Here is a 20,954-nt window from a genome sequence, read left to right on the forward strand (position 1 = left end):
TATATCCCTCTGATCACGTCGCCGGTTCCCCCCGCGACATGGTCGTTGTGAACGCTATAGCCCTCTCGACGGTGCGCCGCCAAGGGGTTCCACGATACGAGGCGGCGCCGAAGCGGCCACTTTATTGCTCTTGCCGTCATCGACGGCGGGGAAGAACGTATAGCTGAGCGTGATCTCGTTCTTCCCGACGGTCTCGGGATCCTTCACGTAGGCGGGATCCACGAAGTAGACGACCGGGAATTCCACCGTCTGGTGAGGCTGGATCGTCTGGCTGGAGAAGCAGAAGCACTCCAGCTTCTGGAAGTACGGACCCGCCGATTCCGGCACCACGTTGTAGAGCGCCCGGCCGGTCTGCGGCTTGTCGGTGGGGTTGGTGACCTTGAAGAAGGCCAGGCCCGTCTCGCCGATGCGGATGTCCTGGCTGGCCTGCAGGGTCTGGAACCGCCACGGCAGCTCGCGGATGTTGGCGTCGAAGCGGATCGTGACCTTTCGGTCCAGGATCTTGTCCGGCTTGGCCTCGGCCTTGCGGACCGTGCCGTCGAAGCCGGTCGCCTGGCAGAACAGCTTGTACAGCGGCACGGCGGCATAGGCCGCGCCGACCATGCCGAAGAAGGCGGCCGCGCAGATCAGCGCCACCTTGCCGTTGCGGCGGGCGGCCTGCTCTTGCGGGGTGAGGTCCTTACGGGTGGGGGTGGGCGACATTGGCGCCGAGCCTCACGAGGGTGACCACGAACACCAGGACCACGAAGGCCACCAGGCCCAGGCCCAGCGCGATGTTGCGACCGTTGCGGGCCTTCTGGGCCGCGTCCCTCGTCGCTTGGGTGTCTACGGGTTCATTCACTTGAGCAGCTCCAGGGCGTGGACGCCCGACACGGCTTCGCCCAGCAGGGCGGCGAACATCGCGAAGAGATAGAGGATCGAGAACGCGAACAGGTTACGCGCGGCTTTCGCGCCGGCGGCCTTCTCGTCCTCGGTGACGTCGTAGAGGGCTCGGTCGGCCACGCGCGGGTCGGAGGCGTCGCCGGCCTTGCTGGCGAACACCCGCCAGGCCAGGATCAGGAACACCACGCCGCCCAGGCCGGCCACGGCCAGGTAGATCGGGCCGCCCAGGCCCGTCAGCACCGGCGACAGGCAGATCGGGATCAGCAGCAGGCTGTAGAGCAGGATCTGCTTGCGGGTCTCCTTGGCGCCCTTGACCACCGGCAGCATCGGCACGCCAGCCTTGGCGTAGTCGGTGGTGACATACAGCGACAGCGCCCAGAAGTGCGGCGGGGTCCAGAAGAAGATGATGGCGACCATCAGCCAGGCGTTCAGCGGAGCCGAACCCGTGGCCGCGGCCCAGCCGATGGCGGGCGGCAAGGCGCCGGCCAAGCCGCCGATGACGATGTTCTGCGCCGTCCAGCGCTTGAGCCACATCGTGTAGACGACGGCGTAGAAGACGATGGTGAAGGCCAGCAGGGCGGCCGCGAACCAGTTGATCGCGAAGCCGAGGAACATCACCGACAGGATCGAGAGCACCACGCCCAGCGAAGCGGCCTCCTCGCCCTTGACCTTGCCGGCCGGGACGGGGCGGCCACGCGTGCGGCGCATCTGCTGGTCGATGTCGGCGTCGTACCACATGTTCAGCGCGCCCGAGGCGCCGGCCCCGACGGCGATGCACAGCACCGCGATCGCGCCCAGCACGGGGTGGATCGGGGCGCGCGCGGCCAAGAGGCCCGTCAGGCCGGTGAAGACCACCAGCGACATGACGCGCGGCTTCATCAGCTGGAAATAGTCCTTCCAGCTGGCGGTCTGCGTCGTATCCGGCTGAGCCGTTTCCGAGGTCATGGCGAGGGTCTTCGACATCCAGGAGAATATATCGGTCTTGAATGGGCGAAGGGCGCGGCCTGGACCCTTAAGGATCCCGGCCGCGCCCCCGCTTTAGGTCCGGTTACGGACGACAGCTACCTAGTGGTGGCTGTCTTCCTTGATCACCGGCGGTTCGCTGAACTGGTGGAACGGCGGCGGCGAGGACAGCGTCCATTCCAGCGTCGTGGCGCCTTCGCCCCACGGGTTGGCTTCCGCCGGACGGCGACGGATCGCGGCTTCCAGCAGCAGGATCAGGAACACGCCCACGCCAGCGGCGGTGATCATGTAGCCGACCGACGACACGTGGTTCCACTTCGCGAAGGCTTCCGGATAGTCGACGTAGCGACGCGGCATGCCTTGCAGGCCCAGGAAGTGCTGCGGGAAGAACACCAGGTTCACGCCGACGAACATGATCCAGAACTGCAGGCAGCCCAGGAACTCGTTGTACTTCACGCCCCACATCTTCTCGAACCAGTAGAAGAAGCCGGCGAAGATCGCGAACACGGCGCCCAGCGACAGCACGTAGTGGAAGTGGGCGACGACGTAGTAGGTGTCGTGCAGGCTGTAGTCGATGCCGGCGTTCGACAGGACCACGCCGGTCACGCCGCCGACGGTGAACAGGAAGATGAAGCCGATCGCCCACAGCATGGGCGTCTTGAAGCTGAGCGAACCGCCCCACATCGTGGCGATCCACGAGAAGATCTTCACGCCCGTCGGGACGGCGATGATCATCGTCGCGGCCACGAAGTAGGCGCGCAGGTTGATGCTCATGCCGACGGTGTACATGTGGTGAGCCCACACGACGAAGCCGACGAAGCCGATGGCGACCATGGCGTAGGCCATCGCTAGATAGCCGAAGACCGGCTTCTTGGAGAAGGTCGAGACGATGTGGCTGATGATGCCGAACCCGGGCAGGATCAGGATGTACACTTCCGGGTGACCGAAGAACCAGAACAGGTGCTGGAACATGACGGGGTCGCCGCCGGCGGCCGGGTCGAAGAAGTGGGTGCCGAAGTTACGGTCGGTCAGCAGCATGGTGATGGCGCCGGCCAGGACGGGCAGCGACAGCAGCAGCAGGAAGGCGGTGATCAGCACCGACCAGGCGAACAGCGGCATGCGGTGCAGGGTCATGCCCGGCGCGCGCATGTTGAAGATCGTGGTGATGAAGTTGATCGCGCCCAGGATCGACGAAGCGCCGGCCAGGTGGAGGGCCAGGATGGCCAGGTCCATGGCCGGACCCTTGTGACCGATGGTCGAGAGCGGCGGATAGATCGTCCAGCCGCCGCCGAAGCCTTGGCCCGGGCCGCCGCCGACGAACATCGAGCTGACCAGCAGGACCCAGGCGGCCATCAGCAGCCAGAACGAGATGTTGTTCATCCGCGGGAAGGCCATGTCCGGCGCGCCGATCATGATCGGAACGAACCAGTTGCCGAAGCCGCCGATCATCGCCGGCATGACCATGAAGAAGATCATGATCAGGGCGTGGGCGGTGACGACGGCGTTGTAGCCGTGCTTGCTCTGCTCGACGAGGCCCAGCAGGTGGACCGACGAGTTCGGCGTGAAAATCTGGATGCCGGGCTCCATCAGCTCCCAGCGGATCAGGCCCGACAGGGCGCCGCCGACGATGCCCGCCATGATGGCGAACAGGATGTAGAGCGTGCCGATGTCCTTGTGGTTCGTGGAGAAGAACCAGCGGGCGATGAAGGGCGGCTTGTGGTCGGCGTCGTCGTGACCGCCGTGCGCGTCGTGAGTGTCTGCGGCGTGAGCCATCGGACTTCTATCCTACGATCGTATCTTAGGCCGCCGGCGCGGCGGGAGCCGCGGCCGGAGCGGAAGCGGGGGCGGCGGCAGGAGCCGAGGCGGGGGTCGCGGCGGCTTCAGCCGGAGCAGCCGGAGCGGCGGCCGGCGGAGCGACCTTTTCCTTGACCCAGGCGTCGAACTCGCCTTGCGAGACCACGTGGATCTCGATCGGCATGTTCGAGTGGTCGACGCCGCAGAGTTCCGAGCACTGGCCGTAGTACACGCCGATCTTCTCGGCCTTGAACCAGGTTTCGTTCAGGCGGCCCGGGATGGCGTCGATCTTCAGACCGAAGGCCGGCAGGGCGAAGGCGTGGATGACGTCGGCGCCGGTGACCTGGACGCGGACGACCTGGTTCACGGGAACGACCATCGCCTTGTCGGCCGCCAGCAGGTACGGGACCTTCTTGGCGTCGGCCTGTTCCTTGGTGAGCGGCAGCGAGACGATTTCGCTGATCTTCTGGTCCGGGTACTCGTAGCCCCAGTACCACTGATAGCCCGTGGCCTTCACGGTCATGTAGGGCTTGGGCATGTTGTTGTAGGCGAACAGCAGGCGGAACGAGAAGATCGCGATCAGCATCAGGATCAGCACCGGGACGACCGTCCAGATGATCTCGACCGTGGTGTTGTGGCTGAACTTCGCCGGAACCGGGTTCGCTTTCTTATTGTAGCGAACGACGATCCAGATCAGCAGGCCCAGAACCAGCAGCGTGATGGCCGTGATGATCGGCATCAGGATCAGGTTGTGGAAGCGGATCGCGTCGTGCTTCAGCACCGAGGCGGCCGGCTGCAGATCGATCGCGCCAGGCGTCGGTTGCCCCAGCAGATCCTCGGCGAGGGCGTTCCCCGCGAACATCATCGTGGCGGCGAGGGCGGACGCGCCCGTCATGAACCGCTTAATCCCCGAAAATTGCGCCTTCATATCCCTCACGGCCCGTTTCGGCGGCGGTTTGAGCCCGATCAAGGCCGCCCCGCGCCGACTTGCACATTACGATCCCGGCGCGTCCGCAATCGACTTCGCGCTCATAGAATCGCGCATCGACGGCAGCCCGCCCCAAGGACCGGTCCGGAGGCTGCATACGCGCATCCCCAGCGGTTGCCAAGCACCAGAGACCACGCTGGCGGCATGGGATTGCCCGTTATCCCCGGCCTGGGGCGCTCCAGTCGCGAACCGTTCTCATCAAGCCCCAAAACGTCCGTCCGCATCATTACGTATCGTTCATGAGTAGGTACCTTGCGTTACTCAGTACCTGGCGATAGAAGAGAGCATCAACGGAGGCAAGGACGCCGTGCCGGAAACGATTGAAATCCAACTGAAGAAAGGCGTGCTGGCGTTGTGCGTGCTGGCCCTGCTCTCGCACGCCGACAGCTACGCCTACGAGATCGCCAGCAGGCTGACGAAGGACATCGATATGGGGGAAGGGACGATCTATCCGCTGATGCGCCGCATGCAGTCGGATGGGCTGGTCGAGACCTATCTGGTGGAGAGCCAGAGTGGTCCGCCGCGCAAATACTACCGCCTGACGGCCGCTGGCCGTCGCAGCTTCGAGCAGCAGAAGACCGAATGGTCGACGTTCTCGAACGCGGTCAACGCCATCGTGGGAGCCGCCGCATGACCCGCGCCGAGTTCATCACCCGCCTGCGCCGGGGCCTCGCCGGCCTGCCGGTGACCACCATCGCCGACATCGTCGCCGATCACGAGGCCCACTTCGCCGACGCCGCCGCCGCCGGTCGCAGCGAGGCCGAGACGGCGGCCGCCCTGGGCGATCCCGATCGCCTGGCCCGCGAGATGCGCGCCGAGGCCGGCCTGAAGCAGTGGGAGGAACGCAAGAACCCCTCCAACGCCATGGGCGCGGTCCTGGCCCTGCTGGGCCTGGGGGCCCTGGACGTGATGTTCCTGCTGCCCCTGCTGATGGGCGTGCTGGGGGCGCTGTTCGGGATCCTGGTCGCCGTGGTGACCATCTTCGTGGCGGGCGGCTTCGTCTTCGCCGCCGGACCTCTGACCGGACCGCCCGGCGGCCCGATCACCGCCTTCCTGGCGGGCCTGGGCCTGATGGGCCTGGCCACCTGCCTCGGCGCCCTGCTGACGCTGGCCACCGTCGGGGTCTTCAACGCGGTCGTCTGGTACGCCCGTCTTCACTTCCGGCTGTTGAAGCCGGCCATGGACCAAGCCTGAGCGGCATTAGGAGGGGACAATGTTGATCCGCAATACGCTCATCGTCGCCGGGGCCAGCTTCGTGCTCGCGATCGGCTGCTTCGCCGGGGTGGCCGCGCTGGCCGGCCCCGACATCCTGAAGAACGGCTGGACCCTGCCGCTGGACCATGACGAGACCATCGTCATCCGCGACAACGGCAAGGTCATCCGCACCGGACGCCACTTCGTCCAGGGCCGGCAGTCCGAGCCCAGCGTCGACCGCACCTTCAACTGGTCCGGCAAGGACCAGCTGATCATCGACCTGCCGGTCGACGTGGTCTTCGTCCAGGGCGCCGAGGCCAAGATCGTCGCCTCGGGTCCCAAGAGCTATATCGACCGCCTGCGCGTCGATGGCGGCCACATCACCCTGGCCGACAATGACGGCGTCGACCACGACAGCATCACGATCAACGCGTTCGGCGTGCATGTCGAAAGCGACTCCGATCGGATGAAGATCACGGTCATCGCCCCGGACGTCACCAAGTTCGACGTGCGCGGCTCGGGCGACCTGCAGATCCGCCGCTTCGACCACCCGGCCTTCGCCGTGCAGGTCAGCGGCAGCGGCGACGTCGAGGCCGCCGGCCGGGTCGACAGCATCGCGGTCGACAATTCGGGCTCGGGCTACGTCAACCTGACCGAGCTGAAGGCCAAGGACGCCGTCTTCGACGTCTCCGGCAGCGGTGGCGGCGCGGTGTTCGCCACCAACAAGGCCAAGATCGACATCTCCGGCAGCGGCGACGTCGAGCTGCGCACCGAACCCAAGACGGTCAGCAGCGAGATCACCGGCTCGGGCGAGATCCGCCGCGAGTACTGATCCCGACACAGACCAAAGCGCCTGTGACAAAGGGGGCGGGGTGACGGACGCGTTCGGAAAGCCTACCTGTAGGCCCATGAACGCTCCCATCTCCGCCCCTTCCCTTCTGGACGCCGCCGGCGTCGATCGTGACCGCGCCCAGTCGATCCTCGGCGAAGCCCTAGCGGGCGCCGACGATGGCGAACTGTTCCTCGAGCGCTCCGAGAGCGAGGCCTTCGTCTTCGACGACGGACGCCTCAAGAGCGCCTCCTACGACAGCGGCGAAGGCTTCGGCCTCCGCGTCGTGGCCGGCGAGACGGCGGGCTACGCCCACGCCGCCGAGATTTCCGAAGCCGCCATCGGCCGCGCCGCCGATTCGGCCAAGCTGGCCAAGCGCGGCTATGCCGGCGTCTCGGCCGAGGGCCCGCGCTCCACGAACGAACGGCTCTATGGCGAGGACAACCCCGTCAGCGCCCCCGACTTCTCCGACAAGGTCAGCCTCCTCCAGGAGATCGACGCCTTCGCCCGCGCCCGCGATCCGCGCGTCGTGCAGGTGATGGCCTCGCTGGCCGGCGAGCGCCGCGTGGTCGAGATCCTGCGCGCCGACGGCAAGCTGATCCGCGACGTGCGCCCGCTGGTGCGGGTCAATGTCCAGGTCACCGTCGAGAAGGACGGCCGCCGCGAGAGCGGGTCGTCCGGCGCCGGCGGCCGCGCCGGCTTCGCCGCGTGGATCAGCCCCGACAAGTGGCAGGACCAGGTCGACGAGGCCCTGCGCATGGCCATGGTCAATCTGGACGCCGTCGCCTGCCCGGCCGGCGAGATGGACGTGGTCCTGGGCCCGGGCTGGAACGGCGTGCTGCTGCACGAAGCCGTCGGCCACGGCCTGGAAGGCGACTTCAACCGCAAGGGCATCAGCGCCTTCTCGGGCCGCATCGGCGAGCGCGTGGCGGCCAAGGGCGTCACCGTGTTCGACGACGGCTCGCTGCCGGGCCGCCGAGGCTCGCTCACCATCGACGACGAAGGCACGCCCACCGAGCGCACCATCCTGATCGAGGACGGCATCCTGGTCGGCTACATGCACGACCGCATGAGCGCGCGCCTGATGGGCATGAAGGCCACCGGCAACGGTCGCCGCCAGTCCTACGCCCACATGCCGATGCCGCGCATGACCAACACCGGCATGCTGGCCGGCAATGACGATCCGCAGGAGATGATCGCCTCGCTGAAGCGCGGCCTCTACTGCGCCAATTTCGGCGGCGGCCAGGTCGACATCACCAACGGCAAGTTCGTCTTCCAGTGCACCGAGGCCTACCTCGTCGAGGACGGCAAGATCACCGCCCCCGTGAAGGGCGCGACCCTGATCGGCGACGGCCCCTCGGCCCTGACCCGGGTGACGATGATCGGCAACGACTTCGACTTCGACCCCGGCATCGGCGTCTGCGGCAAGGCCGGCCAGGGCGTGCCTGTGGGCGTGGGCCAGCCGTCGCTCAAGATTACGGGGCTGACCGTGGGCGGGACGGCGGTCTAGAGCCTAGCCTCAAAGCCAACCAACCTTGTCATCCCGGAAGCGCCGTAGGCGCTGTCCGGGACCCAGGGGGTGCGTGAACTCAGTGCCGGCCGCCCCTGGGTCCCGGCTCTACGCTACGCTTCGGCCGGGATGACAAGGATTTGGGAGCACTGAGGGGGCGCTAGAGCACCCGCTCCAGATACGTCACCGTCTTCTTCCCCCCGTGGATCTCGGCGCTACCGACCTCCACGAACCCCAGCGCCGCGTGGAACTTGTCCGACGCCGGGTTCGGCGGGTCGGAATTGACCTCGCACACGATCCGCTGATGGCCCGCCGCCCGCGCGGCCGCGAACAGGTCGTCATAGAGCGCCCGCGCCAGGCCCCTGCCCCGCGCGCTGTCGGCGACCACCACGCGGTCGACATAGACGAAGGCGCCGTAGCGCTCGCGGAACCACAGGTAGTTGACGCTGTCGTAGTCGGCCGCCTGATCGAAGGTCAGCAGCAACGCGTCGGCCACGCCCACGCGGCGCGCCACGAAGGCCTGATCCACCAGATGCGCCAACCGCTCTGGCTCCAGCCAGGACAGCTCGACGGCGTGGTCATTGTTCAGGGCCAGCAGGGCCTCGCCGTCCACGCCGGTCAGATCGTCGGTCGTCAGCGGCTTCACGAGATCGGTCATCAGGGCCCCTCCGTCAGGAGCCCCGCACCTAGGGTGGCAGGCGATCCCGCGCAACCTTTCAAAGGTTTAATGCACCTGTCGCGCTTGTAACTTCCCCCGAAGGCCCGCCAACGGCACCGTGCGAGGCAGGTTTTACCAATCGCTTCGGGTAGGAGCGGAAAGCGGTCTGCGGGGTTTGAGCCACCGCGCAGACCGTTCCCACCCGTTAGGCGAGGCGCGGCCCCTCCGCGCCTCGTTGAAGGGCCCCAGTTCGCGCTGGGGCCCTTCTTTCGTTTCGACCTAGGCCTGGCCGGTGACGGTGGAGTCGGCGATCGGCTGGTCGGTGGTCTCGTCGGCGCCGTGCGACCACTTCTTCAGAACCGGCGACAGAGCCAGGAACACCACGCCCAGGCCGATGGCGGCCAGGCCGATGATCTTGAAGACCAGCAGGGACTGGGCCATGGCCGCGCCCGGGTCCAGGACCTGGCCGGCGACGGTCTCGGTCGAGGCGATGGCCGCGATCCAGCTGCCGAACAGGTTGGCCATGGCCAGGGCCATGTACCAGACGGCCATCACGAACGAGACCATCTGCACGGGCGACAGCTTGGTCATCTGCGACAGGCCGACCGGCGACATGCACATCTCGCCGGTGGTGTGCAGCATGTACATCAGCACCAGGAAGATCAGCGGGATCTTGAAAGCCCCGTCGGCGAACTGCGCCCCGACCAGCAGGATCAGGAAGCCCGCGCCGACCTGGATCAGCGACAGGCCGAACTTGATCATCGGGTTGGGGTTCATCTTGCGCGCGGTCAGCACCGTCCACAGGGCGGCGAAGACCGGGGCGAAGATCAGGATCCAGCCGGCGTTGATGGCCTGGGTCTGGGCGGCGTTGAAGGCCGTGTTGACCCAGAACTTGCCCTCGGTCGAGATGCCGGCCTTGGCCAGCTGCTCGGGATCGCCCAGCACCACCGAACCGCCGAACCACTCGACCGGCTTGGACAGCAGGCGCAGGTCGATATTGGTCGCCGCGAACAGGTTCAGCGACGAGCCGGCCTGCTCGAACAGGGTCCAGAACACCACCGCGCCCAGCACCAGCACCGTGGCCAGCAGCAGGCGTTCGCGATCGACTTTGTCGCATTTCACGAAGGCGAACCACAGGATGTAGCCCAGCGAGCCGAACATGCCGGCCAGCAGGGTGACATTGACGACCGGGGTGTGCTGCACGACCAGGAACACCGCCAGCACGGCCAGCATCGACACGCCGTAGATCACCACCTCGCGGGTGATCGGACCGGCGACCTTCTCCTTCAGCTTGGCGTCCTCCGGCGGCTCGCCACGACCCAGCAGCCAGGGCTTGCCGAGCACGAAGACGATGAAGCCGGCCAGCATCCCCAGGCCAGCCGCGCCGAAGCCGGCCCACCAGCCGACGTTCACACCCAGGATGCCGCACAGGATCGAGGCCCAGAACGAGCCCAGGTTGATGCCGAAATAGTAGAGGGTGAAGCCCGGGTCGCGGCGCGGATCGCCCTGCGGATAGAGCTGGCCGACCAGGGCGGCGACGTTCGACTTCATGAAGCCCACGCCGACGATGATCAGCGACAGGGCCAGCCAGAAGATGTTGAGGTACATCGGGTCACGACCCTCGACGTCCAGCTTGTACTGGCCCTTGGGCATGACGGCGGGCAGGCCGGCGTCAGCCGGCAGGTTCTTGACCTCCAGGTCGCCCTTCTCGCTGGCGGTGACGTCGTACGGCTTGCCGGCCACGATCAGCTTGGCGACGCGCTGCTCGCCACGGCCGTCGGACTGGAAGGTGTAGACGTGGTCGCCATAGGTCAGGGTCTGGACGGCCGGCTTGCCCTCGACCGCCATGGCCAGGTGGCCGGCGACCAGCAGGATGGCGCCGAACGCCACGGCCTTGCGGGTGCCCAGATAGCGGTCGGCCAGGAAGCCGCCCAGCAGAGGCACGATATAGACCAGCGAGGTGTAGGAGCCGTAGTGGCCGCTGGCGACCTTGGGATCGAACAGGAAATGCTGGGTCAGGTAGAAGATCAGCAGGCCCCGCATGCCGTAGTAGGAGAAGCGCTCCCACATCTCGGCCAGGAAGCAGATGATCAGGCCGCGCGGGTGGCCCCGCAGCAGCTGGACCAGGACGGGAATGCCGGTCACGAGCGTGACCAGGATGCCCGCGGCGATAACGATATTCATACGCTAGCCTTGAAACGTGACGAGAGGCGGACCCTGACCCCCCGGTCAAATCATCCCCGCCGACCCCAATTTGGCGGGGAGAAGATCACGCGGCCGAACGTTTCACAAGCAACGGCTTGCCGCTGACGTAAACGGACCCATGTTTGCTTCGGGGAGCCTCGCGGGCGCCCCGCGCGTTTACCTAGCGAACCCTTTTTACGGACGGGAGCCCGACATGAAGATCCCCGACGCAAACCACCCGATCACCCTCGAGCGCGCGCCGACCACGGTGCGGGTGCTCTTCGAGGGCCACGAGATCGCCGACAGCGACGATGTGCTGGTCCTCAAGGAGGCCAGCTATCCGCCGGTCTACTACTTCCCGCGCGAAGACGTGCAGATGCTGTTCCTGCGCCGGACCGACAAGGTGACGCACTGCCCCTACAAGGGCGACGCCAGCTATTTCACGCTCTATCGCGACGCCAAGGTGGTCGAGAACGCTGTCTGGACCTACGAGGACCCGTATCCCTCGGTCGGCCAGATCGGCAACCGCGTGGCCTTCTATCCCGAGCATGTCGAGTTCCAGCTGGGCGCGCCTACGGCAGCCCTGACGGAAAGCGCGGATATCGCCGAGGTGGTCCGCCACACCGACAGCGGCTCCGGCCGCAGCCAGGCCGAGCACTGGCCGCCGAACGTGGACATCCCCGAATCCGCCACCGACCAGCCCTACAAGGGCGCGGGTGCGTTGTAATGCCGCTGCGACCTTAAGCCAGCGTTAACCATTGGGAGCGTGAGCATAGGGTTCATAGCTCCCGTCAGAGGGGCGTGGAGGAAACCATGGCCTACATCTCCTATAACACCGCCGTTCACGCGACCAACCCCACCCGCCGCCTCGCCTGGGGCAGGCTCCTGGCCATCGCCGGGACCGTCGGCCTGTGGGTCGGCATCATCGCCAGCGTGCGCGCGATTTTCTAAGGCGCGACAGCCAGAAGTGGACGCCGGTTTCGGCGTCCGTCGCGCGACAAATATCAAAGCGCCGCCGCGGCGGCCTCGCATGAGGCCTTCGGCAGCGCGAAGCGCGGATCGGCGACGAAGCGGTCGTCGGTCAGGGTGCGCAGGAACGCCGCGAGGTCCTCGACCTCGCCGTCCTTCAGCCGCGTGGCGTCGCGGTGCCGGCGGATCGCGCCGGACAGGGTGCGCGCCGAGCCGTCGTGTAGATACGGCGCGCTGATCGCCACGTTGCGCAGCGATGGCGTGCGGAAGCGGCCATTGTCGCCGGCCTTGCCTGTGATCTCGCCCAGCCCCTGATCACCGGAGAACGGCAGGTCGATGCGGTGGAAAGCATCAGGGCGGGTCGCGTCCGTGAAGTCCGGGGCCGCGTGGCAGCTGGCGCAGGCCGCTTTGCCGAAAAAGAGCTTCTCACCCCGCAGCGCCGCGATCGACGTCTCCACGGCCTCGCCCCGCTTCTTGCGGTCATAGGGCGCGTCGCGTGACACCATGGTCCGCTGGAACGCGGCCAAGGCCTTGGTGATGGTCGCCATGCTGACGGCTTCGCCCGGAAACGCGGCGGCGAACAGCTTGCGATAGCAGGCGCGACCGCCGATGCGGTCTTCCAACACCTTCTCCTGGCCGCCGAAGCCCATCTCGACCGGGGTCTTGCCGGCGATCGGGATCAGGGCCTGTTCCTCCAGCCGGGTCACGCGCGGATCGCCCCAGGTCAGGCTGGCGAAGGTCCCGACATTGGCCAGGGTCTGGATGTTGCGCCGGCCCGGATCACCGTGGACGCCGGGACGCGTGGCGTTGCCGTCGGTGAAGCCGTGATGCTGCTCATGGCAGGTGGCGCAGGCCATGGTCCCGTCGATCGACAGGTCAGCGTCGTAGAACAACCGCCGGCCCAGCTCGACGCGGACGTCGGAGGCCGGCCGCTCGGCCAGGCCCGGCGTGAAGGCGGCGGCCAGATACAGGGCCGCGATGGCCCCCAGCACCTTGCTCGCCGCCCCCAGGTTCATCTTAGGGCTTGGGCGCGATCATGATCGGCAGGGTCGGCTCGGCATTGGCCGAGATCTGCACGACATAGCGGCCCGGCTGCAGGTCGAAGGTCACCATCTTGCGCAGCGTGGTGCAGGCCGCCCCCCGGCCATGGCCGGTCGAGCGCTGGGCGGCGTCGCCCTTCAAGAGATCGATCCAGGCGCCGGTCCCCAGGGCGATCACGTAGGAGCCCGCCGTGGCGATATCGACCGCGAAGATTCCGCCCTTGCTGACGGTGCCGCCCGGCTTCTCAGGCTGGACGACATAGGTCACGTCCGGCGTTGCGGCCAAGGTCGCGACATAAGCCTGACCGGGGACCAGCAGCGCCTTGTCGAGACCCGACACGCCGGTGGCGGCGGCCAGCTCGGTCTTCTTGGGCCAGCCAGCCAGTTCGGCCGGCAGGGCCTCGTCCATGGCGGCGCAGGCCGGCGCCGGCGTGGCGGCCGGGGCCATCTGGGCGTGGGCGGCGACCGGCAGGGCCAGGGCGGCGAGGAGAACGGGCAGACGCATGACGGACGCTCCTAGAACTTGACCCGCAGGTCGGTGCGGAAGCTGCGGCCTTCCTCGGGGAAACCATCGACCAGCTGGTACTTCTGGTCCAGCAGGTTACGCGCCCCGACGATGACGTCGATCTTCGGCGTCACCTCGACCCGCGCCGTCAGCCCGACCAGGACGTAGGCGCCGGTGCGATAGTAGCGGATCGGCGTGATCAGGCTGCTCGAGGTCACCGTCCAGCGCTTGGACGCGGCCTCGACGCTGGGCGTCAGGGTCAGGCGGTCCACGACCCGCCAGTCGGCATAGGCGAAGACCTTGTGGGTCGGCACGCCCTGCGGCCGGAACGCGGCGTTGGTCGGGTCGGTGAAGTCGCGGTGCAGATAGGTGTAGTTACCGCCCAGGGTCAGCCCCGACGTGATCTTGGCCGTCACCGAGGCCTCGGCCCCGTAATATTCGCCGTCGCCGACATTGCGGGTCTGGCTGACCGTGCCGAACGGCGCGCCCAGGGCGACCGGAATCGAGATCAGGGCGTCGCGGACGTCGCTGTAGAACACCGCCCCCTCGACCGAGACGGCCGGCGTGACATCGAAACGGCCGCCGACCTCGTAGTTCACCGCCCGCTCGGGGCCGATGTTCGGATTGGGGATCGCCGTCCCGAACCGCGAGGAGAAGCGCTCGAACAGGGTCGGGAAGCGCATCCGCGACGAGACGCTGGCGTGCAGCTGGCTGGTCGCGGTCGGCCGCCAGATCAGCGCCGCCTGGCCGTTCCAGGCGCTGTCGCTGGTCAGCGGATAGGACACCAGGACATTGGTGTTGAAGTCCTGGGCCATCGACAGGTCGCGATGGTCGCGCGAGACGCCGACCACTAGGTCAACGTTCGGACCGAACCGCTGGGTGTCCTCGATGGCGATCGAGGTGGTGTCCTCGGTCGTGGTCTGCTTCGGCTCGGTCAGCGGCGGGGCGTAGCTGGTCTGCCACTCGACATGCTCGTCGCGACGATAGAAGGCCGAGGCCTTCAGGGTGTTGCTGGCGTTCAGCTCGAAGCCCAGCTCGACGTTCCCGCCATAGGCGACGTCATCGTAATAGGACCGGAAGGCCCGCCCGAGGGTCTGGGTGTTCTGGCGGGCGTTGTCCCACGAGAACAGGCCGTTCTCGAAGGTGTTCCGGTAGAAGCGGGTCTTTAAGTAAGCGTGCTCGGCGATCTGGGTGCGGGTCAGCAGGGCGATGCTGTCGATGTTCCAATAGGGCCAGGTCCAGTAGCGGGTGCTGGCCGTGTCGGTGACGTGGAACGGCGCGTTCTTCGAACCCTCCTGGCGGGTGAAGGTCAGCGAATAGTCGTCGCCCTCGCGCGGCGTGAAGCCGACCTTGGCGTTGACCCGCCAGTCCTCGCTGTCGGAGTGATCGCGATAGCCGCCGTTCTCCAGCGTGGTGGGGCGATAGCCGTCCGGCAGCGCCCAGTGGGTACGCTCGTTCCGCGCGCCGGACAGCTGGGCGTAGAAGTGCTCGGTCCGCCCGCCGATCCGGCCCGAGACCGACGTGCTGTTCAGCGAACCGTCGGCGTCGAAGCCGCCGCCCAGCCGCACCTCGCCCTCGAACGGGGCCGAGGGCGTGCGGGTCACGAGGTTGATCGCCCCGCCGATGCCGCCCGGGCCGTCCAGCACCGAGACATAGCCCTTCGACACCTGCACTTCGGACAGATCGGCGGTGAGGAAACGCGCGAAGTCGATGCGGTTGTCGGCCGGCAGGAACACCCGCACGCCGTCGATCGACAGGGTGGTCTGGAAGCGGTCGAAGCCCCGGATGAACACCAGGCGCTCGTTGCGCGAGCCGCCGCTGTTGCCGGCGTTTGCGCCGGGGATCAGGTCCAGCGCCTGGTCGACGCTGACCTTGTCGAACTTGCGCAGGTCCTCGCCCTTGACCACCGCCCCGCCGACCAGGCCGCCGTCGCTGGTCCGCGCCGTGACCCGCACCTCGCCCAGCGCGTAGACGTCATTGTCGCTGGCGGAAGCTTGGGCATGGGCGACGCCGGCCAGGAGAGAACCGGCCAGCAGCATGGATCGGAACAGCATTCGAAACCCCGTTATGTATGCCAGCTACATAACGGGGAGGGTTGGCCAGGGCGAGGTTTTTCCAGACCCTTGGGTTGAAACGCTCTATTCCGCTAAATGAGCGTTCAGTAGGCGCAGTCGGTGAAAACGCGGCTGATGTCGCCTTGCCATTCGCCGTTGTACAGCGACAGCAGCTTCTCGGCCGGGGTGATCCCGCTGTCGGCGATCTGCTCCAGTTCGCCGAGATAGATGGTCTCGTCCAGGAAGCCGCCGTTCAGATGGGCGCGGTTCTTCAGGCCCGACTTGGCGATGGCCACGAAGTCCTTGGCGACGTCCTGGACGGACCGGCCAGCGACCTGGGCCTTCAGGCCCAGCTTCGGCACGTCGCGGCGCAGGCCTTCGCGGTCCTCGAGCGACCAGTCCTTGCAGAGGTCCCAGGCGGCCGCCAGCGCGGCGTCGTCATAGAACACGCCGGTCCACAGCGCCGGCAGGGCGCAGAGACGGCTCCAGGGCCCGGCGTCGGCGCCGCGCATTTCCAGATAGGTCTTCAGACGCACCTCCGGGAAGGCGGTCGTCGTATGGTCGGCGAAGTCCTTGATCGTGGCGATCTCGCCCGGCAGCTCGGGCAGCTTGCCTTCGATGAAGTCGCGGAACGACCGGCCGGCGACGTCGATATATTTGTCGCCGCGCTTGACGAAATACATCGGCACGTCGAGCGAATAGCGGGCGTAGCGCTCGAAGTCGAAGCCGTCCTCGAACACGAAATCCAGCAGGCCCGTACGGTTCGGGTCGGTGTCGGTCCAGACATTGGCCCGCGCCGACAGGAAGCCGTTCGGCTTGCCTTCCGTGAACGGAGAATTGGCGAACAGCGCCGTGGCGATCGGCTGCAGGGCCAGGCTCATGCGGAACTTGGCGACCATGTCGGCTTCGCTGGAGAAGTCGAGATTGGCCTGCACCGTGCAGGTGCGCAGCATCATGTCCAGGCCCAGGCCGCCGACCTTGGGCATGTAGTTGCGCATGATCACGTACCGGCCCTTGGGCATGACCGGCACCTCCTCGCGCTTCCACAGCGGCGAGAAGCCCAGGCCCACGAAACCCAGGCCCAGCTCGTCGGCGACGGTCTTGACCTCGTCCAGGTGCTGGCCGGTCTCCTCGCAGATGTCGTGCATGGTCGCCAGCGGCGCGCCCGACAGCTCGAACTGACCGCCCGGCTCCAGGCTGACATTGGCGCCGTTACGCTCCAGGCCGATGATCACCTCGCCTTCCATGACGGGCTTCCAGCCGAAGCGCTGCAGGCCGGTCAACAGGGCGTGGACGCCCTTGTCGCCCTCGTACGGAACAGGCGTGTTCGCGCCGAGATAGAAGCCGAACTTTTCGTGCTCGGCGCCGACGCGGAACGCTTCCTTGGGCTTGCTGCCCTTGGCGAAATAGTCGGTCAGGTCAGCGAGCGTCAGTTGACGCTCTTGGACGCTAGCGGTGTCGGCCATGCAAGCCGCCCCTCCCCAGGGAATGATGCTGCGGAAGGAGAGAGACTCAAAACCTCTCCGACGACGGCGATACTAATCGGTCACGCCCAGTTGGGCGTTTTCTTTGCGAACCTCAAGGGGTCACCTTGAGCATAAATGTTCTAGCGCCAATCCCCAACGGCGGCCTGCCACAGCGTCATGGCCGAGATCGCCGCCGTGTCAGCCCGCAGGATGCGCGGGCCGAGAGACACCGGCGTGACGAAGGAAAGCCCGCGCAGGCGCTCGCGTTCCTCGGGGGCGAAGCCGCCTTCCGGGCCGATCAGGATGGCGGCCGGACCGCCCGTTCCCGCCAGCGCCTCGATCGCGGGCTTGGCGTCGCCGCCCTCGTCGCAGAACACCAGGCGCCGCGCCGGGTCCCAGGCGTCGAGGATCTTGTCCAGCTTCTCCGGGTCAGCGACCTCGGGCACGTCCAGGCGGCCAGTCTGTTCGGCGGCCTCCATGGCGATGGCGTCCAGACGGCCCAGCTTGACGAAATCGACGTTCGTGCGGCGGGTCATGGTCAGCCGCACCCGGCGCGCGCCCAGCTCGGCGGCCTTCTCGACGATGGTCTCGACCCGGCTGCGCTTGACCATGGCGATGATGAGATCAAGGTCGGGGCCGAACGCCATCGGCCGGACCTGTTCTTCCGTCTTCAACAGGCAGCCGCGCTTGGTCGACTCGATGATGGTCGTCCGCCACTCGCCGTCGCGGCCGTTGAACAGGAAGAGCTCGGCTCCGACGCCCAGGCGCATGACCTGGGTCAGGTAGCGCGACTGGTCGACGGTGGGCACGACGCCGGCGCCGGCGGAGAGGTCGTTGGGGACGAAGAGACGGATCATGTCGTCCTTCTAGCGCAACTCGCATTTCCGGGGGTAGGCTCGGCTTATGAGCAAGTCAGACGACTACGACAACGAACTGATGCAGCTTCAGCTGGCGCTGATCGAACTGCAGAAGAAGGCCATCAAGAACGGCGACAAGATCCTGGTCGTGTTCGAGGGCCGCGACAGCGCCGGCAAGGACGGCACGATCGCCCGGGTCACCGAGCACCTGTCCAAGCGCGCCACCACGGTCGTCGCCCTGCCCAAGCCCAGCGAGCGCGAACGCACCGAGTGGTACTTCCAGCGCTATGTCGACTATCTGCCGGCGGCCGGCGAGGCGGTGATCTTCAACCGCTCCTGGTACAACCGGGCCGGGGTCGAGCGGGTGATGGGCTTCTCGACGCCCGAGCAGCAGGAGCAGTTCCTGAAGGACGTCCCCGCCTTCGAGCGGATGCTGGTCGAGAACGGCCTGCGCTACGTCAAGTTCTGGCTCGACATCGGCCGCGAGGAGCAGGCCGAGCGCCTGAAGGCCCGCCGCGACGATCCGCTGAAGGCCTTCAAGACCAGCGATCTCGACAAGGTCGCCCAGGACAAGTGGGACGACTACACCAAGGCCCGCGACGAGATGTTCATGCGCACCCACAGCGACGTCTCGCCATGGATCTGCGTCCGAGCCGACCACAAGAAGGCCGCCCGCCTCAACGTCATCCGCTGGCTGCTGCACGCGGCCGGCGACAAGAAGCTGGTCAAGGGCGTGGCCAGGCCCGATCCCAGCGTGATCTTCTCGTTCGAACCGGCGGCGCTGGAGGACGGGCGGCTGGCGCGCTAGACCCGTCGCGCACGCCTGGCGAAGGCGACGAAGGCCGCAAGGCCCGCCGACGGCAGCCGCTGGCGGGGATAATAGAGGACAAGCCCGGCGAACGGCGGGGTCCAGTCCTCCAGCACCGGAACCAGCCGCCCGGCGGCGAGATCCGCCTCCACCTCCCGGCGCACGACATAGGCCACGCTGGCGCCGGCCAGGGCCGCCCGCACGGCCAGGACCGGGGTCCCGACGCTCAACCGCCCCGGCGGATCCAGGCGGGAGACCTCGCCATGCCGCTCGAACTCCCAGGTCCATAGCGCGCCGCTGGGCAGTCGCACCCGGGCGCAGTCGTGGCGCAACAGATCGGCGGGCGCCTGGGGCGCGCCATGCCGGCTCCAATAGTCCGGACTGGCGACGACCAGGAACTGTTCCTCTTCGCCCAACGGCAGGGCGACCATGTCCTGGGGAACCGCCTCGGCCAGGCGCAGGCCCGCGTCGAAGCCGTCGGCCACGATATCGACCAGCCGCCCCTCGGTGACCAGGTCCACCCGCATGTCCGGATAGGCGGCCATGAAGTCCAGGACGATGGGCATGATCCGCTCGGCGCCGTCCGCCGAGGCGTTGATCCGCAGCAGCCCCGCGGGCGTATCCCGGAAACGGTTCACGCCCTCGACCGCCTGGGCGATCTCGCGCAGGGCCGGACCGACCCTGGCCAGGAACTGCTCGCCCGCCTCGGTCAACGCGACGCTGCGGGTGGTGCGGTTGAAGAGCCGCACGCCCAGCCGGCGCTCCAGCCCGGCGATGGCGTGACTGAGCGCCGAGGGCGAGACGCCCAGATCGTCCGCCGCCGCGCGGAAGCTGCGCCGCTCAGCCACGGCCTTCAGCAGGGTCAGATCATGTAGCGACGGTATTGATGAGCTCATGCTCATTACTTCATGCCAATCATAGCGGATTATCGCAACATCCGCCGCGGCCTAAATCCTGGTCATCAACCCAGGAGACACTCCCATGACCACCAAGACCGTCCTGATCACCGGCTGCTCGACCGGCTTCGGCGCCGCGCTCACCCGGCTGTTCGCCGAACGCGGCTGGAACGTCGTCGCCACCATGCGTACTCCGGCCGCCGGCGCGGACCTGGCCAAGCTCGACAACGTGCTGGTCACGCGCCTGGACGTGCAGGACCGGGCCAGCATCGACACGGCCATCGCCGCCGGGATCAACCGCTTCGGCCGCATCGACGCCCTGATCAACAACGCCGGCTTTGGCCTCTTCGGCGTGTTCGAGACCACCCCGCGCGACAAGGTGCTGGAACAGTTCGAGGTCAATGTCTTCGGCGTGATGGACGTGACCCGCGCCCTGCTGCCCCACTTCCGCGCCAATCGCTCGGGCGCGATCGTCAACATCAGCTCGGGCGCCGGCGCCTTCGCCCTGCCGACCATGTCGCTCTACAGCGCCAGCAAGTTCGCGCTGGAGGGCTTCTCGGAATCCCTCTGGTACGAACTGAGGGGCCTGGGCGTCGCCGTGAAGATCGTCGAGCCGGGCGGCGTGATGGAGACCGACTTCAGCAAGCGCATGGCCTCCGAAGCCGGCGGCGAGGTCATCGCCGACTACGGCCCGTTCCTGGCCGAAGCCGGAGAGATCTTCGCGGGCCTGAGCACGGCGCCCAACATGCGGACCACGCGCGACGTGGCCGAGGTCATCTTCGACGCGACGACGGATGGGCGTGACCAGCTGCGCTACCTGGCGGCCGACGACGTCCTGCCTTTGATCAAGGCGCGGCGCGAGACCTCGGAGGAACGGTACATGGCCTTCATGCGCGAGCGCTTCGCCCGCTAGCGCTTGCGGCGGCTCGCCCTCTCGGCCGCGATCTCCAGGTTGCGCGCCACGCAGTGCGAGACGATGTCGTGGATCAGGTCCGGCGGCAGCGGGGCGTCCGGCTGGAAGCGGATCGTGCCCTTGGCGGTCTCGAAGCCCGCCAGCCGGTCGGCGAACTGGCTGACCACTGCGCCCGGATAGAAGGCGCAGTGTTTGGCTGCCGCGCCGAAGTGCACGAGGTTGCCGCTGAGCTTGAAGGTCGGCAGGCCGTAGCTGATCGCCTCTTCGACTTGCGGGACCACCGCGCGGATCTGGCCTCGGAGGGTCTCCAGGGCCACCCGCTGGTCGGCGGGCAGCTTGGAGAGGTAGTCGTCGATGGACGCGGCGGGAGGCTTCATCATCGGTCGTTCCTCGCTCGAATGAACCGAGGACGTCCGGGACGGCCTCCCGCCGACATCGTGGTCT

General features: G+C 67.2%; 22 protein-coding genes. 8 read left to right on the plus strand and 14 right to left on the minus strand.

Annotated elements, in window-relative coordinates; all coding sequences use genetic code 11:
• Nucleotides 1-54: 54 nt before the first annotated feature.
• The 5 genes from AC07YH_RS11500 to coxB form a co-directional block, all read right to left on the minus strand.
• Nucleotides 55-702, minus strand: coding sequence for a cytochrome c oxidase assembly protein (locus AC07YH_RS11500; RefSeq protein ID WP_494747127.1), 648 nt, complete (start codon nt 700-702; stop codon nt 55-57).
• Nucleotides 680-841, minus strand: coding sequence for a cytochrome c oxidase system small membrane protein (locus tag AC07YH_RS11505; RefSeq protein WP_494747128.1), 162 nt, complete (start codon nt 839-841; stop codon nt 680-682). The genes AC07YH_RS11500 and AC07YH_RS11505 overlap by 23 nt, the downstream gene beginning before the upstream one ends.
• A complete protein-coding gene (gene cyoE / locus AC07YH_RS11510) occupies nt 838-1,845 on the minus strand; it encodes a heme o synthase (protein ID WP_494747129.1) in 1,008 nt (335 codons plus the stop codon). The genes AC07YH_RS11505 and cyoE overlap by 4 nt, the downstream gene beginning before the upstream one ends.
• Before the next feature lie 102 nt (nt 1,846-1,947).
• Nucleotides 1,948-3,618, minus strand: coding sequence for a cytochrome c oxidase subunit I (gene ctaD, locus AC07YH_RS11515; RefSeq protein WP_494747130.1), 1,671 nt, complete (start codon nt 3,616-3,618; stop codon nt 1,948-1,950).
• A gap of 25 nt (nt 3,619-3,643) precedes the next feature.
• Complete coding sequence (gene coxB / locus AC07YH_RS11520; protein WP_494747131.1) at nt 3,644-4,567, minus strand: cytochrome c oxidase subunit II; 924 nt, start codon at nt 4,565-4,567, stop codon at nt 3,644-3,646.
• Between the two features lie 367 nt (nt 4,568-4,934).
• On the opposite strand from coxB, the gene AC07YH_RS11525 reads away from it, so the two are divergent.
• The 4 genes from AC07YH_RS11525 to tldD all read left to right on the plus strand — a co-directional run bounded on the left by AC07YH_RS11525 (nt 4,935) and on the right by tldD (nt 8,160).
• Complete coding sequence (locus tag AC07YH_RS11525) at nt 4,935-5,261, plus strand: PadR family transcriptional regulator (RefSeq protein WP_494747132.1); 327 nt, start codon at nt 4,935-4,937, stop codon at nt 5,259-5,261.
• Nucleotides 5,258-5,821 carry a DUF1700 domain-containing protein gene (locus AC07YH_RS11530; protein ID WP_494747133.1) on the plus strand — a complete coding sequence of 188 codons (564 nt, stop codon included), beginning with the start codon at nt 5,258-5,260 and terminating at the stop codon, nt 5,819-5,821. The genes AC07YH_RS11525 and AC07YH_RS11530 overlap by 4 nt, the downstream gene beginning before the upstream one ends.
• Before the next feature lie 19 nt (nt 5,822-5,840).
• The gene (locus tag AC07YH_RS11535) at nt 5,841-6,653 is read left to right on the plus strand and encodes a GIN domain-containing protein (RefSeq protein WP_494747134.1); all 813 of its coding nucleotides are present in this window, start codon (nt 5,841-5,843) and stop codon (nt 6,651-6,653) included.
• A 76-nt stretch (nt 6,654-6,729) separates the two neighbouring features.
• The gene (gene tldD / locus AC07YH_RS11540; RefSeq protein WP_494747135.1) at nt 6,730-8,160 is read left to right on the plus strand and encodes a metalloprotease TldD; all 1,431 of its coding nucleotides are present in this window, start codon (nt 6,730-6,732) and stop codon (nt 8,158-8,160) included.
• Between the two features lie 160 nt (nt 8,161-8,320).
• Here tldD and AC07YH_RS11545 read toward each other — a convergent pair whose 3' ends face one another.
• A complete protein-coding gene (locus AC07YH_RS11545; protein WP_494747136.1) occupies nt 8,321-8,818 on the minus strand; it encodes a GNAT family N-acetyltransferase in 498 nt (165 codons plus the stop codon).
• A gap of 279 nt (nt 8,819-9,097) precedes the next feature.
• Nucleotides 9,098-11,002 (minus strand): peptide MFS transporter, encoded by a 1,905-nt coding sequence (locus AC07YH_RS11550; protein WP_494747137.1) that lies wholly within the window; start codon nt 11,000-11,002, stop codon nt 9,098-9,100.
• 214 nt (nt 11,003-11,216) lie between these two features.
• On the opposite strand from AC07YH_RS11550, the gene AC07YH_RS11555 reads away from it, so the two are divergent.
• Together AC07YH_RS11555 and AC07YH_RS11560 are read left to right on the plus strand one after the other, a co-directional pair.
• Nucleotides 11,217-11,729 (plus strand): DUF427 domain-containing protein, encoded by a 513-nt coding sequence (locus tag AC07YH_RS11555; RefSeq protein WP_494747138.1) that lies wholly within the window; start codon nt 11,217-11,219, stop codon nt 11,727-11,729.
• A gap of 86 nt (nt 11,730-11,815) precedes the next feature.
• Nucleotides 11,816-11,953 (plus strand): hypothetical protein, encoded by a 138-nt coding sequence (locus AC07YH_RS11560; RefSeq protein WP_494747139.1) that lies wholly within the window; start codon nt 11,816-11,818, stop codon nt 11,951-11,953.
• Nucleotides 11,954-12,006: 53 nt separating this feature from the next.
• Here the strand turns inward: AC07YH_RS11560 and AC07YH_RS11565 are convergent, their stop codons facing one another.
• From AC07YH_RS11565 to AC07YH_RS11585, 5 genes are all read right to left on the minus strand, one after another.
• Nucleotides 12,007-12,987: a cytochrome-c peroxidase gene (locus tag AC07YH_RS11565; RefSeq protein WP_494747140.1), complete on the minus strand. Its 981-nt coding sequence runs from the start codon at nt 12,985-12,987 to the stop codon at nt 12,007-12,009.
• 1 nt (nt 12,988) lies between these two features.
• Complete coding sequence (locus AC07YH_RS11570) at nt 12,989-13,516, minus strand: homogentisate 1,2-dioxygenase (RefSeq protein WP_494747141.1); 528 nt, start codon at nt 13,514-13,516, stop codon at nt 12,989-12,991.
• Nucleotides 13,517-13,527: 11 nt separating this feature from the next.
• Nucleotides 13,528-15,570, minus strand: coding sequence for a TonB-dependent receptor plug domain-containing protein (locus AC07YH_RS11575; protein ID WP_494747142.1), 2,043 nt, complete (start codon nt 15,568-15,570; stop codon nt 13,528-13,530).
• Between the two features lie 104 nt (nt 15,571-15,674).
• The gene (locus AC07YH_RS11580) at nt 15,675-17,036 is read right to left on the minus strand and encodes a glutamate--cysteine ligase (protein WP_494747143.1); all 1,362 of its coding nucleotides are present in this window, start codon (nt 17,034-17,036) and stop codon (nt 15,675-15,677) included.
• A gap of 140 nt (nt 17,037-17,176) precedes the next feature.
• Nucleotides 17,177-17,893: a 16S rRNA (uracil(1498)-N(3))-methyltransferase gene (locus AC07YH_RS11585; RefSeq protein WP_494747144.1), complete on the minus strand. Its 717-nt coding sequence runs from the start codon at nt 17,891-17,893 to the stop codon at nt 17,177-17,179.
• Between the two features lie 46 nt (nt 17,894-17,939).
• Here AC07YH_RS11585 and ppk2 point away from each other — a divergent pair, with 46 nt between their 5' ends.
• Nucleotides 17,940-18,701 (plus strand): polyphosphate kinase 2, encoded by a 762-nt coding sequence (gene ppk2, locus AC07YH_RS11590; protein ID WP_494747145.1) that lies wholly within the window; start codon nt 17,940-17,942, stop codon nt 18,699-18,701.
• Here the strand turns inward: ppk2 and AC07YH_RS11595 are convergent.
• Complete coding sequence (locus AC07YH_RS11595) at nt 18,698-19,597, minus strand: LysR family transcriptional regulator (RefSeq protein WP_494747146.1); 900 nt, start codon at nt 19,595-19,597, stop codon at nt 18,698-18,700. The two genes, ppk2 and AC07YH_RS11595, sit on opposite strands and share 4 nt — an antisense overlap.
• A gap of 85 nt (nt 19,598-19,682) precedes the next feature.
• Between AC07YH_RS11595 and AC07YH_RS11600 the strand changes: the two genes are divergently transcribed.
• Nucleotides 19,683-20,510 (plus strand): SDR family oxidoreductase, encoded by an 828-nt coding sequence (locus tag AC07YH_RS11600; protein ID WP_494747147.1) that lies wholly within the window; start codon nt 19,683-19,685, stop codon nt 20,508-20,510.
• Here AC07YH_RS11600 and AC07YH_RS11605 read toward each other — a convergent pair.
• Entirely contained in the window at nt 20,507-20,890 is a 384-nt protein-coding gene (locus AC07YH_RS11605; protein WP_494747148.1) for an iron chaperone, read from the minus strand. The genes AC07YH_RS11600 and AC07YH_RS11605 overlap by 4 nt on opposite strands.
• Nucleotides 20,891-20,954: the final 64 nt, after the last annotated feature.

The sequence above is a fragment of the Caulobacter sp. GW456-12-1-14-TSB4 genome (assembly GCF_059424195.1).

Bases quoted from the DNA above. Each gene is read 5' to 3' on its own strand.
- AC07YH_RS11500 (WP_494747127.1), bottom strand. From the start codon at position 702: ATGTCGCCCACCCCCACCCGTAAGGACCTCACCCCGCAAGAGCAGGCC.
- cyoE (WP_494747129.1), bottom strand. From the start codon at position 1,845: ATGTCGAAGACCCTCGCCATGACCTCGGAAACGGCTCAGCCGGATACG.
- ctaD (WP_494747130.1), bottom strand. From the start codon at position 3,618: ATGGCTCACGCCGCAGACACTCACGACGCGCACGGCGGTCACGACGAC.
- coxB (WP_494747131.1), bottom strand. From the start codon at position 4,567: ATGAAGGCGCAATTTTCGGGGATTAAGCGGTTCATGACGGGCGCGTCC.
- AC07YH_RS11530 (WP_494747133.1), top strand. From the start codon at position 5,258: ATGACCCGCGCCGAGTTCATCACCCGCCTGCGCCGGGGCCTCGCCGGC.
- AC07YH_RS11535 (WP_494747134.1), top strand. From the start codon at position 5,841: ATGTTGATCCGCAATACGCTCATCGTCGCCGGGGCCAGCTTCGTGCTC.
- tldD (WP_494747135.1), top strand. From the start codon at position 6,730: ATGAACGCTCCCATCTCCGCCCCTTCCCTTCTGGACGCCGCCGGCGTC.
- AC07YH_RS11545 (WP_494747136.1), bottom strand. From the start codon at position 8,818: ATGACCGATCTCGTGAAGCCGCTGACGACCGACGATCTGACCGGCGTG.
- AC07YH_RS11550 (WP_494747137.1), bottom strand. From the start codon at position 11,002: ATGAATATCGTTATCGCCGCGGGCATCCTGGTCACGCTCGTGACCGGC.
- AC07YH_RS11555 (WP_494747138.1), top strand. From the start codon at position 11,217: ATGAAGATCCCCGACGCAAACCACCCGATCACCCTCGAGCGCGCGCCG.
- AC07YH_RS11560 (WP_494747139.1), top strand. From the start codon at position 11,816: ATGGCCTACATCTCCTATAACACCGCCGTTCACGCGACCAACCCCACC.
- AC07YH_RS11565 (WP_494747140.1), bottom strand. From the start codon at position 12,987: ATGAACCTGGGGGCGGCGAGCAAGGTGCTGGGGGCCATCGCGGCCCTG.
- AC07YH_RS11570 (WP_494747141.1), bottom strand. From the start codon at position 13,516: ATGCGTCTGCCCGTTCTCCTCGCCGCCCTGGCCCTGCCGGTCGCCGCC.
- AC07YH_RS11575 (WP_494747142.1), bottom strand. From the start codon at position 15,570: ATGCTGTTCCGATCCATGCTGCTGGCCGGTTCTCTCCTGGCCGGCGTC.
- AC07YH_RS11580 (WP_494747143.1), bottom strand. From the start codon at position 17,036: ATGGCCGACACCGCTAGCGTCCAAGAGCGTCAACTGACGCTCGCTGAC.
- AC07YH_RS11585 (WP_494747144.1), bottom strand. From the start codon at position 17,893: ATGATCCGTCTCTTCGTCCCCAACGACCTCTCCGCCGGCGCCGGCGTC.
- ppk2 (WP_494747145.1), top strand. From the start codon at position 17,940: ATGAGCAAGTCAGACGACTACGACAACGAACTGATGCAGCTTCAGCTG.
- AC07YH_RS11595 (WP_494747146.1), bottom strand. From the start codon at position 19,597: ATGAGCTCATCAATACCGTCGCTACATGATCTGACCCTGCTGAAGGCC.
- AC07YH_RS11600 (WP_494747147.1), top strand. From the start codon at position 19,683: ATGACCACCAAGACCGTCCTGATCACCGGCTGCTCGACCGGCTTCGGC.
- AC07YH_RS11605 (WP_494747148.1), bottom strand. From the start codon at position 20,890: ATGATGAAGCCTCCCGCCGCGTCCATCGACGACTACCTCTCCAAGCTG.